The 18,065-nt window shown below is 46.8% G+C and carries 19 protein-coding genes; 8 read left to right on the top strand and 11 right to left on the bottom strand.

What is annotated here, in order from left to right:
* Nucleotides 1-86 precede the first annotated feature (86 nt).
* On the bottom strand, nt 87-1,508 hold the full coding sequence (locus AB1K83_RS09005; RefSeq protein ID WP_413057853.1) for an amidase: 1,422 nt from the start codon (nt 1,506-1,508) through the stop codon (nt 87-89).
* Nucleotides 1,508-1,684, bottom strand: coding sequence for a hypothetical protein (locus AB1K83_RS09000; RefSeq protein ID WP_413057852.1), 177 nt, complete (start codon nt 1,682-1,684; stop codon nt 1,508-1,510). The genes AB1K83_RS09005 and AB1K83_RS09000 overlap by 1 nt, the downstream gene beginning before the upstream one ends.
* Nucleotides 1,685-2,054: 370 nt before the next feature.
* On the opposite strand from AB1K83_RS09000, the gene AB1K83_RS08995 reads away from it, so the two are divergent.
* The 3 genes from AB1K83_RS08995 (at nt 2,055) to AB1K83_RS08985 (ending at nt 5,781) form a co-directional block, all read left to right on the top strand.
* The gene (locus tag AB1K83_RS08995) at nt 2,055-3,044 is read left to right on the top strand and encodes an alpha/beta hydrolase (protein ID WP_413057851.1); all 990 of its coding nucleotides are present in this window, start codon (nt 2,055-2,057) and stop codon (nt 3,042-3,044) included.
* Between the two features lie 154 nt (nt 3,045-3,198).
* Entirely contained in the window at nt 3,199-4,227 is a 1,029-nt protein-coding gene (gene splB / locus AB1K83_RS08990) for a spore photoproduct lyase (RefSeq protein ID WP_413057850.1), read from the top strand.
* Nucleotides 4,228-4,320: 93 nt separating this feature from the next.
* Nucleotides 4,321-5,781: a protein adenylyltransferase SelO gene (locus AB1K83_RS08985; protein ID WP_413057849.1), complete on the top strand. Its 1,461-nt coding sequence runs from the start codon at nt 4,321-4,323 to the stop codon at nt 5,779-5,781.
* Between the two features lie 24 nt (nt 5,782-5,805).
* Here the strand turns inward: AB1K83_RS08985 and AB1K83_RS08980 are convergent, their stop codons facing one another.
* Both AB1K83_RS08980 and pgeF read right to left on the bottom strand, forming a co-directional pair.
* Nucleotides 5,806-6,294, bottom strand: coding sequence for an SRPBCC family protein (locus tag AB1K83_RS08980; protein WP_413057848.1), 489 nt, complete (start codon nt 6,292-6,294; stop codon nt 5,806-5,808).
* A gap of 14 nt (nt 6,295-6,308) precedes the next feature.
* On the bottom strand, nt 6,309-7,070 hold the full coding sequence (gene pgeF / locus AB1K83_RS08975) for a peptidoglycan editing factor PgeF (protein WP_413057847.1): 762 nt from the start codon (nt 7,068-7,070) through the stop codon (nt 6,309-6,311).
* A gap of 127 nt (nt 7,071-7,197) precedes the next feature.
* Between pgeF and AB1K83_RS08970 the strand changes: the two genes are divergently transcribed.
* Entirely contained in the window at nt 7,198-7,578 is a 381-nt protein-coding gene (locus AB1K83_RS08970; RefSeq protein WP_413057846.1) for a VOC family protein, read from the top strand.
* A 47-nt stretch (nt 7,579-7,625) separates the two neighbouring features.
* Here AB1K83_RS08970 and AB1K83_RS08965 read toward each other — a convergent pair whose 3' ends face one another.
* From AB1K83_RS08965 to AB1K83_RS08935, 7 genes are all read right to left on the bottom strand, one after another.
* Nucleotides 7,626-8,513, bottom strand: coding sequence for a PhzF family phenazine biosynthesis protein (locus AB1K83_RS08965; RefSeq protein WP_413057845.1), 888 nt, complete (start codon nt 8,511-8,513; stop codon nt 7,626-7,628).
* A 91-nt stretch (nt 8,514-8,604) separates the two neighbouring features.
* The gene (locus AB1K83_RS08960) at nt 8,605-9,123 is read right to left on the bottom strand and encodes a hypothetical protein (RefSeq protein WP_413057844.1); all 519 of its coding nucleotides are present in this window, start codon (nt 9,121-9,123) and stop codon (nt 8,605-8,607) included.
* A 130-nt stretch (nt 9,124-9,253) separates the two neighbouring features.
* Complete coding sequence (locus AB1K83_RS08955) at nt 9,254-10,261, bottom strand: FecCD family ABC transporter permease (RefSeq protein ID WP_413057843.1); 1,008 nt, start codon at nt 10,259-10,261, stop codon at nt 9,254-9,256.
* Nucleotides 10,258-11,271, bottom strand: coding sequence for a FecCD family ABC transporter permease (locus AB1K83_RS08950; RefSeq protein WP_413057842.1), 1,014 nt, complete (start codon nt 11,269-11,271; stop codon nt 10,258-10,260). The genes AB1K83_RS08955 and AB1K83_RS08950 overlap by 4 nt, the downstream gene beginning before the upstream one ends.
* Before the next feature lie 68 nt (nt 11,272-11,339).
* Nucleotides 11,340-12,266 carry an iron-hydroxamate ABC transporter substrate-binding protein gene (locus AB1K83_RS08945; RefSeq protein ID WP_413057841.1) on the bottom strand — a complete coding sequence of 309 codons (927 nt, stop codon included), beginning with the start codon at nt 12,264-12,266 and terminating at the stop codon, nt 11,340-11,342.
* On the bottom strand, nt 12,217-13,062 hold the full coding sequence (locus tag AB1K83_RS08940) for an ABC transporter ATP-binding protein (RefSeq protein WP_413057840.1): 846 nt from the start codon (nt 13,060-13,062) through the stop codon (nt 12,217-12,219). Before AB1K83_RS08940 ends, AB1K83_RS08945 begins: the two co-directional genes overlap by 50 nt.
* A gap of 161 nt (nt 13,063-13,223) precedes the next feature.
* Nucleotides 13,224-15,296, bottom strand: coding sequence for a helix-turn-helix domain-containing protein (locus tag AB1K83_RS08935; RefSeq protein WP_413057839.1), 2,073 nt, complete (start codon nt 15,294-15,296; stop codon nt 13,224-13,226).
* A gap of 197 nt (nt 15,297-15,493) precedes the next feature.
* Between AB1K83_RS08935 and AB1K83_RS08930 the strand changes: the two genes are divergently transcribed.
* The 4 genes from AB1K83_RS08930 to AB1K83_RS08915 all read left to right on the top strand — a co-directional run bounded on the left by AB1K83_RS08930 (nt 15,494) and on the right by AB1K83_RS08915 (nt 18,061).
* Entirely contained in the window at nt 15,494-15,937 is a 444-nt protein-coding gene (locus tag AB1K83_RS08930; protein WP_413057838.1) for a MaoC family dehydratase N-terminal domain-containing protein, read from the top strand.
* Between the two features lie 13 nt (nt 15,938-15,950).
* Nucleotides 15,951-16,382 carry a MaoC/PaaZ C-terminal domain-containing protein gene (locus AB1K83_RS08925; RefSeq protein ID WP_413057837.1) on the top strand — a complete coding sequence of 144 codons (432 nt, stop codon included), beginning with the start codon at nt 15,951-15,953 and terminating at the stop codon, nt 16,380-16,382.
* Between the two features lie 72 nt (nt 16,383-16,454).
* Nucleotides 16,455-17,618 carry a thiolase C-terminal domain-containing protein gene (locus AB1K83_RS08920; RefSeq protein WP_413057836.1) on the top strand — a complete coding sequence of 388 codons (1,164 nt, stop codon included), beginning with the start codon at nt 16,455-16,457 and terminating at the stop codon, nt 17,616-17,618.
* Nucleotides 17,619-17,629: 11 nt separating this feature from the next.
* The gene (locus AB1K83_RS08915; protein ID WP_413057835.1) at nt 17,630-18,061 is read left to right on the top strand and encodes a Zn-ribbon domain-containing OB-fold protein; all 432 of its coding nucleotides are present in this window, start codon (nt 17,630-17,632) and stop codon (nt 18,059-18,061) included.
* Nucleotides 18,062-18,065: the final 4 nt, after the last annotated feature.

Below are 18,065 nucleotides of genomic sequence, written 5' to 3'. Positions count from 1 at the left end.
ATGGAAGGTTCTGTTTTTATTATTTAAAGATTGTTCCACGTGAAAAAATGCTTGCGAGGAGAACATCCATCGCAAGCATTTTAATCTTATAGTACCTGTCCAATGCCTGTCGGAGTTTGGCGGAATTCCGGGTGGATTTGTTCCAAGGCATGCGCAACGTTGAGCAGACGGGCTTCTTGGAAAGGCGGTCCTACGATTTGCATGCCGACCGGGAGATCTCTTGCAAATCCGCATGGGACGCTCAGAGCCGGAAGTCCGGTTAAGTTGAATGGCCCGGTAAAACGGATAATGTGATCCAGGAAACCGACATCCGTCCCGTTCAACGAGACGATATCTTGACCGATTTTCGGCGGGAGAATCGGAAGTGTCGGTGAGATGAAAACATCGACGTGTTTAAACAGTTCGTTGAATTGTCGATTCAACTGGAGTCGGATTTGCTGAGCTTGCAAGTAGTCTACGCCGGATGGTATTTCTCCAAGTTTCAACAAGAAACGTACGTCGTCGCCAAAATCCTCTTCCCTCTCAATCAGGTTATCATGATGGATAGCACTCGCTTCCGTGATGATGGTGATCAATTCGGCGAATTCGGCGTAGGCCAAGGCAGGAATCTTGACGATTTCCACGACTGCGCCTTCTTTTTCTAAAGACGACAAGGCTTGTCGGACGGTCTTCTCTACGTCCGAATCGACATTGTGGAAGAAATAGTCTTCATTAATTCCAATCTTTACTCCTTTAATGGATCCCGTCAGTTCATTCGAATAACAAGTCGAATGAACGCGGACAGAGGTCGGATCTTTCGGATTGTGTCTGGCAATTGCTTCCAACACATATGCAGCATCCTTCGCATTTTTCGTCATCGGTCCGATGTGATCCAAAGACCAAGCGAGCGGAAACGCTCCAAATTTACTGACCAAGCCATGGGTCGGTTTTAATCCGGTGATACCACAGAAGGATGACGGAATGCGGATGGATCCTCCAGTGTCTGTACCTAATGTGGCTATTGTCATATCCGTCGCCGTCGACACGCCGGAGCCCCCGCTCGATCCTCCGGAAATGCGCTCGATATCCCATGGATTCCGGCACGGTCCGAAATGCGGGTTATTATTGGTGGCTCCCCATGCATACTCATGTAAGTTCAGTTTTCCAGTAAATACGACACCGGCTTTCTCCAATTGATCCACGACCGTCGCGTTATCAGTTGGGATGAAATCCTGATGTATTTTGGATCCCATCGTGGTCGGTTCATCCGCAATATAAATATTATCTTTAATGGCCATTGGAATCCCATGCAGTGGTCCTCGATAGCGGCCTTCCTGAATTTCTTTTTCAGCGAGTCGGGCTTGTTGGAGCGCCTTCTCTTTCGTGACCGAAATAAACGCATTCACTTCGTCATTGAGCGCTTCAATTTGATCAAACACATCGCGTGCCACGTCGACCGGTGATACATCCTTGCTTTCAAGCAGGGGAGCTAATTCCGTAATTGTTTTTTCATTCAATCGTTGGCTCATTATGCTTCCTCCTTCAGTGGATGAACAAGTCCGATGTCATACTCTTTTCCTTCCACGTGGCGTAGGCCGTCCCGTAAACTTTGAATTGTTTCCCATTGGTATGTCAGTGCTTCCAGTTCGTTTGCATCCACCGTAACGCCCTTGGCCAACAACAATTTCTCAATAGTACTCTTCAAAGATTTCCCTCCTCTGATTTCTTCTACATAGTTATTATTCTGAATAGTTTTGCAAAGTCCTTCATGAAAAAGCACTTATACAAAACGCCGGTCGTTTTACTCCTGTTTTGCAACAAAGTCCCTCATGTTATTCCGGTTCAAATTAAGAAATTAAACGGGGGTACCTAAAGAACAACTGATGTTGGCCGATGAAAATGGCAAGCACATATCGGGTTCTGTATTTATGCACGGACATGTGGCGAAAAAGGTGTTTATTGGATGGAGCGGCTTTTTTCTTTAATATGTTACTACTTCCAAGAAAAATAAATTCCTATCTTTTCATTTTTCAAGTATAATAATGAAAAGTGTAATAGAGAGAAAGGGAAGATAGATGAAACGATTAGGCTGGGGTCGGTTGATCGGGGCGCTGGTGGGAATTTTGCTTGTGGGAATGATAGCAGCCAGTTTCTTTTTTTATGACTTGGCGATTAAGCGGGGGCCGAAGGAATACTTGCAAGGCAATACTGATTTGGAAGTTTCCGATAAAGCGATGGACGTGTTTTTGAATGGCGACTGGAAACAATGGGTTGCAGCCCAGCCATTTGAGCAGCTTCATATGCAATCGAGGGACGGCTTGGAATTAACCGGTTATTTTTTGCCTGCGCCTGTGCCGACCGATAAGTTGGTTGTCTTGACGCATGGTTATTTAGGCAATGCAAAGCAAATGGGCCTCTTTGGCCAGTTTTATCATGATACATTGAACTTCAACATTTTCATGCCGGATGCGCGGGGGCATGGCAAGAGCGGCGGAGATTATTACGGTTTCGGCTGGCCGGATCGACTTGACTTGATTGACTGGACAAATCTACTGGTGCAGAAGCTGGGATCGGATACCGAAGTGGTGTACCACGGTTTATCGATGGGCGCCGCAACAGTCCTCATGACGAGCGGGGAGGAAGAATTACCGAAGCAGTTGGAGGCTATTATCGCGGATAGCCCGTATGCCTCGGTCTATGACCTCTTTGCCTATCAGATGAAGCGGATGTTTCATCTTCCCGCATTCCCTGTATTGGATAGTACGAGCGTCGTTACTAAAATGCGGGCCGGTTATTCATTGCGAGAAGCGAATGCGTTACGGGAAGTGGCAAAAACAAACGTCCCGATATTGTATATCCACGGAAAAGGCGATACATTCGTGCCGACCGCGATGACGGAAAATTTGTATCGGCATACTCGAAGCAACTCGGAAATGTATCTAGTCGACCGTGCCAATCATGGAGAATCCTATGTATTGGAAAAAGGAATCTATCAGGTAAAGGTCCGTAATTTCTTGTCAGCCCATTTGAACGAGGCTTTGCCGAAAGTGGCAATACAGGAGTAATAAGTAAGGACACTCTCTTCCAACTCAATGGAAGGGAGTGTTTTTGCATTTAGGTGCCAGGCATCAAAGCATAATTTCCCCACCTTTCGACAAGCTAACGAAAAGACATCAGAAAGGTGATTTGCATGAAAATTTTTGTTGGAGAATTGGTGTTATGAAACAGCCATTCATCCCTCAGCTTGTTTATTTTGAGCCAAATGCGTTAGAGTATCCGCTCGGAAAAGAGCTGAAGGATAAGTTTGAGAAGATGGGTATTGAAATCCGCTACACGACTTCCCACAACCAAGTCCGAAATTTGCCGGGCGATACAGATTTTCAGAAGTATCGGATTGCCAAGTCTACACTCGTCGTAGGCATTCGGAAAACGTTGAAGTTTGATACGTCCAAGCCCTCTGCCGAATACGCCATCCCTTTTGCGACGGGGTGTATGGGGCATTGTCATTATTGTTATTTGCAAACGACGATGGGCAGCAAGCCGTATATTCGGACATACGTTAACGTCGAAGAGATTTTGGAGGCAGCTGACCGCTATATTGAGGAGCGCGCTCCGGAAATCACCCGGTTTGAAGCAGCTTGTACATCGGATATTGTCGGAATCGACCATTTGACGCACTCGTTAAAGAGGGCGATTGAACATTTCGGCCAGACTGAATTGGGCCGGCTACGCTTCGTGACCAAATTTCATCATATCGATCATTTACTCGATGCCCGGCATAATGGCCATACCCGATTTCGTTTCAGTGTGAATGCGGATTATGTCATCAAGAACTTTGAGCCTGGCACTTCGCCGCTGGATAAGCGGATAGAAGCGGCTGGGAAAGTGGCACGTGCCGGCTATCCGCTTGGGTTTATCGTGGCCCCCATTTACCTGCACGAAGGTTGGCAGGAAGGGTATTATCATTTGTTTGAACGCCTGGATGCCGAACTGCCCCGTGACGCACGGGACGATATTACATTTGAATTCATCCAGCATCGATTCACGAGGCCTGCGAAAAAAGTGATCGAGAAAAACTATCCCAAAACGAAATTGGAATTAGATGAATCCAAGAGACGCTATAAATGGGGGAAATACGGCATTGGAAAATTCATATATCCAAAGGATGAAGAGGATGAAATCAAAGAACGTTTGCATATGTACATGGAAGAGTTCTTTCCGAATGCTAAGCTGGAATATTTCACCTGATATCCATTCTCCTCAAAGTCGACAAAAAGTGACAACAAGCAAGGTGTTCCAGTAAAGTGTTGAATAGAACAGCTGCAGAGGAAGGGAGAACCGATGACAAATCATACAACCGGATGGAACTTCGATAATAGTTACGCCCGTTTACCTCATTCTTTATTTACGAAACTTGACCCAACGCCTGTGCGATCACCGGAACTCATCATTCTAAATGAACCCGTTGCCGCCTCCCTCGGGTTGAAAGCCGAGGAGCTGAAGAGTGAGGAAGGTGCGGCATTATTCGGGGGAAATCAAATTCCCGACGGTGCTGTGCCTCTTGCCCAAGCTTATGCAGGCCACCAATTCGGCCATTTCAACCGATTAGGGGATGGACGGGCCATTTTGCTGGGGGAACAGATCACTCCTTCTGGCGACCGTTTTGATATCCAGTTGAAAGGATCCGGACGGACGCCGTATTCCCGTGGAGGCGATGGACGGGCGGCACTCGGGCCGATGCTGCGCGAATATATTGTCAGCGAAGCGATGCACGCGCTCGGCATCCCGACCACCCGTAGCCTAGCGGTAGTGACGACAGGGGAGCCTGTCTACCGCGAAACCGAACTGACCGGTGCCATTTTGACCCGGGTGGCGGCTAGCCATCTGCGTGTTGGCACGTTTCAATATGTGGCTGCTTGGGGCACCCCAGAAGAGCTAAAAATTCTGGCGGATTATGCGATCGAGCGGCATTACCCGGAAATCCGTTCAGCTGCGAATCCTTATCTTGCCTTGCTGGAAGAAGTGATGAAACGGCAGGCCAAGCTTATTTCCCAATGGCAACTCGTCGGGTTCATCCATGGGGTCATGAATACCGATAATATGACGATCAGCGGGGAAACAATCGATTATGGCCCTTGCGCCTTTATGGATACGTATGATCCGAAAACGGTATTCAGCTCGATCGACGTACAAGGACGATACGCCTATCGCAATCAACCCCCGATTGCTGCATGGAATCTGTCGCGTTTAGCAGAAGCGTTATTGCCGTTGATCCATGAAGATTCGGACCAGGCGATTGAAATGGCACAGGACGTCATTTCCGGTTTTGCCGCCCTCTATCAGTCCGATTGGATGGCAGGCATGCGAGCGAAGCTGGGACTGTTTAACGAAGAAGAAGACGATCAATCGCTTTTTGAAGCCTTGCTTGATATGATGCAGGACCATCAAGCAGATTTCACCAACACATTCCAAGCGCTTACGTTTGACACGCTTGAAGGGTCGTCCCTCTTCCGGTCGCCGGAGTTCTTAGAGTGGCACGGGAAGTGGCAGGCGAGACTTGGCAGGCAACAGGAAGGAACAGAGGCCTCACATCAGCTGATGAGAACCAACAATCCTGCTGTCATTCCGCGGAATCATCGTGTGGAGGCCGCCCTTGGCGCGGCAGAGCAAGGGGATTTTGATGTGATGAGGCGGTTGCTGGAAGTCCTTTCTACTCCTTATGCGCATTCGCCGGAACAGAAAGAATTTGCAAACCTTCCACCTAAGACAACGATTCCGTATCAAACGTTTTGCGGGACATAAAAAACATCAGGCTACCTAGAATCTTCAGGTGGCCTGATGTTTTATTTCTTCAATTGCTTGGGTGTATTTTTCATACCAAATTTTCCAGTCATCGTTGCGGTGATCGATATTTTCCCCATCGGCCAGCGCACAGATCACATCCAGGCAAACATGCCATCCAGCTAAATCTTTCGGAGTATGATCCGTCAGGCGTGCTATTTCATCTTTCAAAACCAGTCGGCTACCGTCCAATTCTGGGATCAATTCGAAACGAACACGATCCTCCCACCAACTGAATTCTAAAACATGCCCAGTTTCAAAATCCGTAATTTCAAGTTCTTCCAAGTGGCCATCCTGCATGTCAAATACCATTGATCCCCCTTTCCGAAGATCGCCGGCGCGCAGTTCTGAAAACCATTGGGCCAACTTGTCGTTTTCCGTCAACCATGCCCATACTTCTTCGACAGGATGCGGGAGATGACGTTCGAATTGTGCTACATACCCATTCGCATTTTCTCTGATTGTCGCTATCACAGTTACCCTCCTCTTTATTGTTTTCTCATAATAAAGCTCAAATGCCTTCCACACTGTTTGTCTTGCCGATAAGAAAAACCAGAGGGACTGTCGTATGTGCAGGTACGGTCAATAATTATTTGCTCTGATGAGATGCCCGCCAGTTCACATTGCTTTTTCACCGTCAGTTGGTTGTCAATATGGTATTTCCGGGTGGATTCGTTGTAATACATAAATTCATCTGCATAGCCGATGTCCTTGAATTTATCATAGACATCTTGATCGACTTCAAATCGTTCTTGACTGAGCGCTGAACCGATTTGCACATGAAAGTCCATCGGGTCACATTGTTCCGTTTGTTGTAGGTGCGCAAAGACCTTTCGGGTGATCTCTTGGACGGTTCCTTGCCAACCCGAATGGATGACGCCGACGAGCCCCTTTGCCTCGTTATAAAAAATGACGGGGACGCAATCTGCCGTGAAGCTGCATAGTACCAGATTTGGCTCCAACGTATACAGGGAATCCGTGTCAGGGATGGCAGTGTCCAATCGATCCGCTCCCCGCCCTTTGTCTGTAAGCGTCACTTTTTGTACATTCGAGCTATGAGTTTGATTGGCACAGATCAAATCTTCCAACGCACAGCCCAAAGAAACGGCCAGACTTTTTCGGTTCTCGATGACAGCATTCGTATTTTCACAAGCATGCAGCGCCATATTATGCTGTTCGGGTTCCGTTATATCTTTAAGAGTCATCCCCGCTATGAACTTGTCATTGTCAACATATCGCTTCATTTTCATATCATCACCTGCTATTACTATACATTATGGTTGCCCAGAATTTCACTAGGAGCCTTGATAAGTGCAGGAAAATTCAGGTATAACGAGAATACATCTATATAACTACTGCGCAAAGGAGGAAAAGAAAGTGATTCATAAGCTAGGTCAAGTGATGTTGTATGTCACGAATCAAGAGGATGCTTTGAAATTTTGGACGGAGAAAGTGGGGTTTGCCGTCATTTCTGAAGAGGATAACGGCCAAGGAATGAGATGGATTGAAATTGCACCGACTCCGGAAGCAGAAACAAGTATTGTTCTTCATAATAAAGAATTCATAGCTAAAATGGAACCTGGATTGAATCTTGAAACTCCTTCACTGCTATTTTACACGGAAGATCTCGAAACATTCCGGGAAAAACTACTGAAGGAAGGTGTCACAGTAGGGGAAGTAATGACGATGCCTACGGGCAAAGTCTTCAATTTTTCCGATGATGAAGATAACTATTTTGCGGTACTTGAAAAGAAGTGAAATTAGAAAGGCAGTTCTGCAAATGCACAACTGCCTTTTTTATCATGTTAAATAGTTATTTTGATTTCCTCGACAAATACAGCTGTTCCTGAAATCGCAATGCTAAGGTCATCTTGTGCATCGATGTGAACAATCACACGTCCATCTTTCCCCATTTCCTGACCTTGTTCTACGATGATATCGTATTTTTCTTTTTCTTCAGGCTTGATGTAAGTTGCAACATAGGCACCTAACACACCGGATGCTGTACCAGTGACGGGATCTTCGATTGTACCTGAGTACGGCGACGAAAAATGTCTTGCGTGGAGATCCGCTTGTTCGTTTAATGCTTTAAGACTAAACGGATGAATGGATGATTTCGGCAACTCCTTTAAGATGTCAGGGAAGCGATCAGTTTGAGGTTTCATTTGCTTAAATAGCTCGACTTCCTTAATGGGAACGCATAACGTCCACTGACCCGTATTCCCATATACAACTGGATATCTTGAATCAATTGCGGAAGTAGGAATGTTGAGACATTGAGCTAGATCCTCTACGACACCCTCAAAGTTGATGAACTGCGGTTTTGCATGCTGCATACGAATTTGGTAAAAGGCATCCTCCTTTGAGACATTTACCGGGAGGACGCCGGCTAACGTTTCAATTAAATAGTTTTCTTTTTCAGGAAGGATTTTTTGATCAAGGAGAGCGGCAATGGAAGCCATTGTCGCATGCCCGCAAAGTGGCGTTTCATAACCGGGTGTAAAATACCGGATTCGTATATCTGCGAGATCTGACCGTATTGGAAATGCACATTCACTGAAGCCGACCACTTTTGCTATATGCTGCATTTCTTCAGTAGATAGGTCGTCACCGTTCAGGATAATTCCAGCTGGATTCCCTTTCCCAGGCTCTGTAGAAAAAGCGTCATAATGATAAACCTCTATTTCTTTCAATGTCATTCCTCCCGTACTTCATTTTAGCAATTCCTATATTCTATCCTTCTATCCAATTCTACCGTAATATGATTCGTAAATAATTTCCCACTTATTTCATTCGAAGTGCCCGAATGGCAAAAATCAGCAGGATGATATATCCAATAATGATTCCGTATCCACCAAAAAAGATGAGAAGTGGTACGTATTCCGGGGTGTCCCCCGAATCGGTAGACATCCCTGCTAAAAAGATAGGCATGATCGGAAGCATGATGACTCCCGGTCCTGTACTGATAATGACGAAGGCGCCGGGCAGGATGACGAACCAAGGCCAAATCGGTTTTTTCCGCACAGGCATTAATTCTTCCGGCAGGACGGTTAGAGAGCTTGGGTCTATTAATCTATACGCCTTTATGGCTTGCCAAGCACGTTTCATTCCCCATATCACTACAACTAAGATGCAAATGGCCAAAGTCATAAAAAGGATGGAGAAGAAGGAAAGTTCTTGCCATCGGAATAAGGGGACCAACAGCATTACAAATATGCCTGGAAATGCCGTAACAGCAAAAAGTCCGCCGCCAATCAAAACGAGCCAAGCCCAAACCGGTTTTTGCACAGTAGAATCGTGCATTGGAATTTCTCCTCTACATGGGATTTTTTCTTAATTATATAAGAGGAAGGGCCTATGTGGAAGGATTTTTTTGTAGAATAGAAGCGAAATGAATAGAGTCCAACTCCTAATCGAATTGGACTCTTCTGTGCTATTTTTTTATTAACAAGTAGATGAAATAGGGTGCTCCGATCAGCGCAACCATAATGCCTGCCGGAATGCCGTCGGGCTCAATCACATTCCTTCCGATTGTGTCCGCGACCAATAGCAGCCATCCCCCCATTAAGATGGCGATGGGGATGAAAAGCTGATGCCGGGGTCCGACTAAAGCTTTTGCGATATGAGGAGCCATGAGGCCGATAAAGGAGATGCTGCCCGTCACCGAGACTGCCGAAGCCGCAAGAGCCACAGCCGTCAACAGCAAGACGATTCGTTCCTTTTCAATGGATACCCCTACCCCGACGGCGACCGGTTCGCTCAGTCCCAGGAGATTCAGGCGGTTGGCCTTGTATAACGTAAAGGGGATGAGCAGAATGAGCCACGGGAGGAACGCCCAGATAAATGGCCAATCGGCCCCCCAAATATTGCCCGCGAGCCATTTGGCGATGAAGTCCACTTTTTCACGTTCTGCCGATGAGATGAGCACGATCATGAGCCCGGAAAGCGCCATGGAAAAGCCGACCCCGATGAGTACCATCTGTACAGGCTGAACGCCCGCATGCCGTTTATAGGAGAATACATATATCAGTAATGCGGTGATAAAAGCGCCGGCAAAAGCGACAAGCGGCAGCACATACACAAACGAGCCGGCCTCTATCGGCAAAAACAAAAAGAAGATGGTGATGGCAACGCCCGCCCCCGAATTAATGCCGATGATCCCGGGATCCGCCAAATCATTCCGTGTGATTCCCTGTAGAATCGACCCTGACAAGGCAAGGGCCATGCCCGCTAACAGGGTGATGACAATCCTCGGTAATCGGATCGAAAATAAGACAAATTCCTCTTTAAAGGTTCCTTGTCCAAGCATGGTGGGGAGGAGCCGGTCATACGACAGAGCGGAGTATCCCAAACCCATCCCGATAACGCTCGTAATAACGATCAGCGCAAGTAAACTACCTATGAGAATTCGCTGTTTTTTAATTAACCCGGGTTGGATCATGAGAATCCTTTACCCCCTTTCTGGACAATGAAAAGGAAGAAAGGCAAGCCGATAATGGCTACAATGGCAGTTACAGAGGTCTCGTAGGGAGAATGGATGGTACGTCCGACCGTATCTGCAAAAAGCATGAATATGGCACCGACTACAGCAGACATGGGAATGATATAACGGTAGTCAGTCCCGACGAATGCCCGGACGATATGCGGAACGACCAGACCGATGAATACCATGTTCCCGACCAAGGCGACTGAGGCACCGGCAAGAAGGATGACGACAAGAAAAAGAATCGCTTTTACTCTTGCTGTTCTTTGTCCCAGTCCAACGGCGACTTCTTCACTTAAACTCAAAATGGTCAGTTGCCTTGAGAGTAACGCCGATAAGAGCAACCCCACTAGGATAAAAGGGACAATCACTTGCAGCTGGCTCCACGATGTGCCGACCAACCCACCCGCTGTCCACATTGAAACATCTTTGGAGATTTTGAAATAAATTCCGATACCTTGTGCGATCGCATATAGAAAAGCGGAGATTGCGGCTCCGGCCAAGACAATCCGAAAAGGGGAAAAGCCGCCTTTTTTCAGGGAACCGATGCCAAAAACGAGCACAGTTCCGATTGCCGCGCCTATGAAACAAGCGATCGTAATCAAGATATAATTGGCAGAGGGTAGGAGCGCAATGGTTAAAGCCAGTGCCGCATTGGCCCCCGCAGTTAACCCGAGGAGCCCCGGATCAGCGAGCGGATTCCGGGTCATCCCTTGCATGACCGCCCCCGCCACGGCAAGTGCGGCCCCTACAAAGAAGGCCCCGATTTCACGGGGCAGGCGGATTTCACGGATGATCGAGATGGGACCGCCCGCAGCCGTCGTTGAGGTAAGGGCCAGCCAAACATCCTTTGCCGATATGTCGGCGGCCCCCAAGAGAAGGGATGTCATGAACATCCCGGCGCAAAGGAGCATTCCCATAATCAGTTTATATACGAATGGAATGGAGCGTTGCGTTTCAATCGTCATCAGTCTCTCATCTTTTCTATCATGAAATATTGGAAGAGGAATTCTTCATAAGAATTCCTCTGTGAACATCAGTTATTTAGAAATGAATCCTTGAAAAATTCAAGGTGGCGTTCCAAAGTGATCGGATCGCTGAAGGAGGCGCCATTTCCCGTCATTTCAAACACCCGATTGTGTTGAACGGCCGGAATATTTTTATACGTATCGGTCTCTTGGAAAGAGTAATCCGCGTCCGCATACTTGCTCATGATGACATAATCGCCCATATACTCCGGAAGCACTTCAGTCGAAATCGCATAATACCCATCCTTCAAAGCCATTTCCTTCACTTTCTCAGGCATTTTCAATTTCATCGCCTGATAAAGGATTTCCGTTCCGCGTGCAAAGTTGTCACCGAAAACATATAGCTGCTTATCAAAAACTTCAATGACTGAAACGGTCGCGTCTTCACCGATCTTCGCCCGAATTTCCTCGCCGGCTGCTTCCGCACGGCTTGTAAAGTCATCCACCCATGCTTGCGCTTCTTTCTCTTTATTCAACAGCTTGCCAATCTCTACATGCTGCGTCAGATAGTCCACTTTTCCCCATGTATAGGTGACAGTAGGGGCAATTTCACTTAATTTATCAATATTTTTAGTAGTGGATAATCCAATGATCAAATCAGGATCCAGCTCAATGATTTTTTCTAAGTTTTCATCTGATACTTCTTCCACGTCTTGTAACTCTTCCTCAAACGTTGGATTCATCTTGGACCAGACATCGACTCCCACCACATTTACGCCCAGATCAATTACGTTGCCGGTGAATCCGGACAGCAAGATGACCCGCTGCGGATCGGCCGGTACTTCAATGGGACCATTTTCAGATTCATATATGACCGTGTCTGCCTTTTTCTCGTCAGGTGTTGCGTTGTCCTGTTTTTCTGTCGAACCATTGCTACACGCACTGCTAACCAACGCGAACAGCAGGACGAATGGAATGAATAGTAGTTTTTTCACTAGGTTGTTCTCCTTTTAATAAGTTATAAGTAAGACACATCGGTTTGTTGGTACGCGGGTCGCGCCCAATTTCTGCATCGATATGGAAAACTTGTTTGAGCACATCTCGATGGATCACTTCTTCGCAAGTTCCCGCTTTGACGATTTCACCGTCTTTCATCGCAATGATGTAGTCGGCAAAACGGGCGGCTTGATTCAGATCATGGAGGACCATGACAATCGTTCGGTCTTGTTCGACATTAAGCGTTTGTAACAGCTCCAATACTTCCAATTGATGGGCCATATCTAAATAAGTCGTCGGCTCATCGAGAAAGATGATATCCGTTTCTTGTGCAAGCGCCATGGCGATCCAAACACGTTGTCTCTGTCCCCCCGATAGTGAATCGACGGGACGGAATTTGAAATCTTTCGTGCCGGTGACTTCCAAGGACCAATCGATGACCTCGTAATCTTTCTTCGTCAGGCGGCCGAAGCCGGTTTGATAAGGAAAACGGCCATAGGAGACTAGTTCCCCGACAGTCAAGCCGCTAGCACTTTCCGGGGTTTGCGGAAGGATCGCCATTTTTTTAGCGAGGACTTTTGTATGTTCTTTGGAAATATCAGCGCCATCCAACACAATTGTGCCAGCTTGTTGAGGAATGATTCGCGTCATCGTTTTTAGCAGCGTGGATTTTCCACATCCATTTGGACCGATAATGGTCGTGATCTTATGATCGGGTATATGGATGCTGAGATTTTTCACAATTAACCGTTCGTCATAGCCAATATGTAACCCCTCTGTATATAAACGAGACATCGTTCCACCTCCACATCTCATAATGAGAATGATTATCAATATCGACTATATTATAGCCCTCTACACCAGTTGTCAATGAAAATTTTAAAAAGGTGCCAGTCACCTACACAACTCGCACGCAATTCAGAATAGCGTCGAAGTTGTGTTAGTGCCTGGCACCCTTATTGAATACCCAACGATTGTTTTAGATAGCAAGCTAGTTGAAGTCGGAGGACGTCCTCCGGATTTTTGAAGGAGAGCTGTAAGGAATCTTCTATCTTTTTGAGCCGCTGATACAGTGTGTTGATATGGATATGCAGTGACTGGGCGGCTTCGACAGCGGATCGGTTGCAATCGAAATAGGTCAATAGTGTTTTTTCCAATGTCTGGTTCGTCTTGTCGGCTAACTCCAACGGCTCGAAAATTTCGATGAGGAACCGGTTAATCTCTTCTGTGTTTTGATTGGTAAAGAGGCGATTGATGCCGATATCCGAATACTTTACGATCCGGTTTCTGACTTGCCGGGAAGCCGGATTGGATAACGCGGTTAGTGCTTCTTGGTACGATTTTCCAATCAAATGAATGCCTTTATAAATGGACCCCATCCCCCCACTCAGTTTGAATTTTTTGGTGGCTGCCGACTCCTCCAGTAATTCGTTCACGCGTTTTTCAAATGTTGTTCGGTCCGAAGGCGTAGGCAGGGAGGCTAGAACAATGACTTTGTTCTGATACCCGAAAATGGTTTGTATGTAAGGCGCCGCATTCTTTTTGATTTGCGCAATCAGGCGATGTACATACGCTTCGAGCAATTGAGAATCCGTATAATCGGTATATTGGAACACTGCCGTGGCAAACTCGCTTTCTTCCTGTATCCCGAGTTCTGAAGCAATTTGGAGACGGACAGTCGGATCGTTCATTTGGATTAGGCTGTTAAAGAGCTCCCGTTGATGTTTATAATAAAATTCACTAATGTTCTGCTTCTGTACCAGTTCCAGCGCAAGGACGGAGGTTCCTTGTTCCAGTGCCATTTGACCCAATCGGTTCAGAGGCTTTTGGGCGTCGACGATGAGACAGCCCAAGATGACGGTTCCTGAACGGATGGGATATAAATGATGCGTCACTTCGCCTTCATGTGTCAATTCATACTGATTCGATTCCCTGGGCTCCGACGCAATTTTCAACAAATCTTTAAATGATACGTCATGGGGGATTTTTTTACTTGCGGGAAACCATTCCTGTTCCATCAGGTCAACAAACAGCAATTTTTGCCCGACCATGCGGCCGAGTTCCTGCACGATTTTTTCCGCTCCCATATTCCGGATGGACAAATTCGTTAAAGTGGAGTGGATGTGATCCCTTTTAATCAAGCGATTGTTCAGTTCCTTGATGTCAGCGAATTGCCTGGCATTTCGTATCGCGATCCCCACTTGTGTGGTAAACACCTTCAATAACCATAAATCTTGTTCGTTCAATAAATGATCTGTCTTTAATTGCCCCAAATACATGACACGTTCCACTTTTCCATCCACAAAAATAGGATACGCTAAAACGGATTTGATTGTAGTGAAATAATCGGAAGTCCGGTCCCAAAGCCGTTCGTTTTCCTCAGAAATTCGTTTAATCCCTTTTTTGCTAATTTCAGAAGGATCTTGTATGAGCAGAGGTACCCCCCATTCAAAGGAATGCCCAATCGGTCCTTCCCCAACTTCAAACTGCATATGCCATATTTCATCCAACAGAAAGCCTTCCGATGCTTCGCATACAAGTCGGTCCAATTCGGGATCATAGAACCATAGCGTCCCATAATCCGCGTTTGTAATAACTTCCAACGTGTTTACCAATATATTTGAAAACACCTCTTCCAAATCAAGAGATGACGTCGTATCGCTAATAGTTTCGATAATGGTATTCAGCTTGGCTTTGCCACTGTTGACGACATAATTGGTATGGAGCGGATACAGCAAATGATAGAGTACTTGCAAATCTTGCAAACTGAATTGATATTCACATTGAAAACAAAGCATTAGGTGATAATCCACCGAGTAGATGAAGTAAACCATCGTTTGTCCATCGTGTGTAATCTGTTGTAGAGAAGGATGGAGTGACTGAGGCTTGGGCGATTGGGGGATGATCATCTGTTCATTTTCTCTGATGGGACGACCATCTGGATTTTCGAATGTCGATTCCCAGATTTGAAATGCCGAATGGATTCCTTTGTCGTGTAAATAGGATTCGAAGAACTGAAGATCAAACAATGAATACCCCTCCTTGAAATGGCTGCTAAAGCAATATTACTTCAAAATTTCCTCAATTCCTTTTAATTAATGTAAATACCTACATCGAAAATAAGTTATTTGTGTATAGTCGCACATTGTTTTAATTATATAGCTGGCATAAGATTTTATCTATGGTGAATATTTAGAAATCGTAATGAGCATTGGAGGTGCTAGATGTGGACTTGGATGAAAGTGTAGTTGGGTTGAAAGGCAAACCCTATAGAGTTGATGTGGAAAAGCGACATATCCGGCAATTTGCGGAAGCCATCGGAGATGATAATCCCTTATACGTAGATGAAGAATTCGCAGCAAGCACGCCATACCAGGGCATCGTTGCTCCGCCGACCTTTCTTATTGCATTGAACGAAGGAAGTGATTTTCCTCTCGATTTGGATTATCGGCGAATGCTTCATGGAGAGCAAGAGTTCATCTACCATCGGCCGATTCGGTTAGGGGATCGCTTGCAATGTCAAATGGTTGTATCCGATTTGTATGAGCGCGAGGGAAAAAGCGGGCCGATGCAGTTTTTAGTGCTGGATACGGAAATAAAAGACGAAACCGGTGAATTGGTAGCGATTTCACGGAACAATATCATTTATCGACCATTACCTGCAAAGTGAGGGAAGGTGCATTATGACTACAGATTTATCAATCAAGCCGGATTTGTTGAAAGAAGGCCAGGAGCTGGAACCGATGACAAAGCCCCCTATAACCAAAGTGCAGTTGGTGAAATATGCAGGGGCTTCGGGAGACTTCAATCCACTGCATACAGATGATGAATTTGCCCGAAGCATCGGAATGGATGGAGTGATTGCTCACGGAATGCTCGTCATGGGGTTCTTGGGACAGTACGTCATGGAACTGGCGGGTGAGCAGGCTGAAATCGCACAGTTTAACATGCGATTCGGAGCCGTGACGAGACCGGGCGACCAAATTACTTGCAAGGGCAAGGTGGACAAATTGTACGAAGGGGACGGGATACAATTTGTCCGCTTGGAACTATATGCGGAGAAGGCACCGGGAGAAGTGGTTGGCAGCGGGAATGCCATTCTGCGCTTTCGGTAAGTGAACCTCCTAGGTGAGGATCCTGCCGACAAATTAAATTTGAAACGCAATTGATAAACAGGAGGGTTACCTATGGATAAGATATCCAATAAATACGCCATTGTCGGGGTCGGGGAATATGAACGTTCCAGAAAGTCGGGAACGACGCCACTCCATATGGCTTTGGTGGCTGCCCGTAACGCCTTGCAAGACGCGGGGCTGGAGGCGGCAGATATAGATGGCATCATGAATTATTCAACAGGAGGAGACTCCTGTACATCTCACGAGGTCGCTACTTATTTAGGTATTCGGCCCAAGTATGTAAAAGATATAAGCGGGGGCGGCAGTAGTACGGAAATGCTGATCGGGGATGCGATTGGCATGATTGAGGCGGGTATGCTGAATACTGTTTTGATTTATCGATCGATGAATGGGGCTTCGGGTCAACTCGTCGGTCGAGGCTATGATCCGAATATGCTGCAGAACGCTTTGCCGGGTGGCAGTTTCATCATTCCATATGGATCGGCCAGCCCATCCCAATGGTTCGGCATATTCGCGACACGCCATATGCACCAAACCGGCCTGAAAAAAGAGCATCTCGGGCAAGTGTGCATCGATTTTTACGAACATGCGCAACGCAATCCGAAGGCTCATCTGAACGGTAAACCCCTCACGATGGAAGAGTATTTGAATACACCGGATATCAGCTCTCCATTCAATATTCACGATTGCTGCTTGGAACTGGACGAAGCGAATGCCATTATCGTCACATCGGCCGAACGTGCGAAAGATTGTAAATCAAGACCGGTCTATATTATGGGGATCACGCCGCGGGAAACGCATCCCCATGCCCATTACTGGTCCGATCTCGACCAAGTCGCGGCAGATCACGTAGCCCCGGCGCTCTACAAATCGGCAGGCGTCAAACCGGAGGATATCCAAGTGGCCGCCATCTATGATTGTTTCAGCTGGGTCGTGCTGCGTCAGCTGGAAGCGTATGGATTGGCACCTCGCGGGGAAGTCGGGGATTTTGTTGCCGATGGGAACTTGAAGATCGGGGGCAGGCTACCGACCAACACGGCGGGCGGCATGCTGGCGGAAGGCTATACACATGGCATGAATAATGTACTGGAAATCGTCAGGCAGTTGCGGCATGAATACAAAGGGTCCGATCGCCAAGTGGAAAATTGTGAAGTCGGAATTTGTACCGGATGGAGCGGTCCGGATCTGGCAGGCGCCATGATTCTTGGAAACTAGGAGGTTTGACAATGACCATAAATACAAAATATGAAAAACCGATACCGTTAAAAACGGAGGATAACCGACCTTACTGGGATGCGGCCGACCGTCATGAGTTAGCAGTTCAGAAATGTACGGATTGCCAAACGTATTTGCACCCGCCCGGTCCTGCATGCTCGAAATGTGGGAGCCAGGCCGTCGAATGGGAAAATCTCGGATCAGATATCAAGGCGACTCTTTATTCCTACATCATTTCCTATAGACCATTTCTTCCCGGCTTCCAACATGACTTGCCGACCATCATCGCGCAAGCGGCACTCGATGGCAGGCCGGAAGTCCGGATCATGTGCAATCTGCTCGAGTGCAAGCCGGAAGATGTCCAAATCGGCATGCCCGTCCAGATGATCTGGCAGGACATTACAGAAGAGCGGGCATTACCACAATGGAAACCGACTGATTGAGAAA

The sequence above is a fragment of the Sporosarcina sp. 179-K 3D1 HS genome, from assembly GCF_047228905.1.
Taxonomy (GTDB): domain Bacteria; phylum Bacillota; class Bacilli; order Bacillales_A; family Planococcaceae; genus Sporosarcina.
Note: the sequence above shows the minus strand (reverse complement) of the source record. Positions and strands in the feature narration are given on the sequence as shown.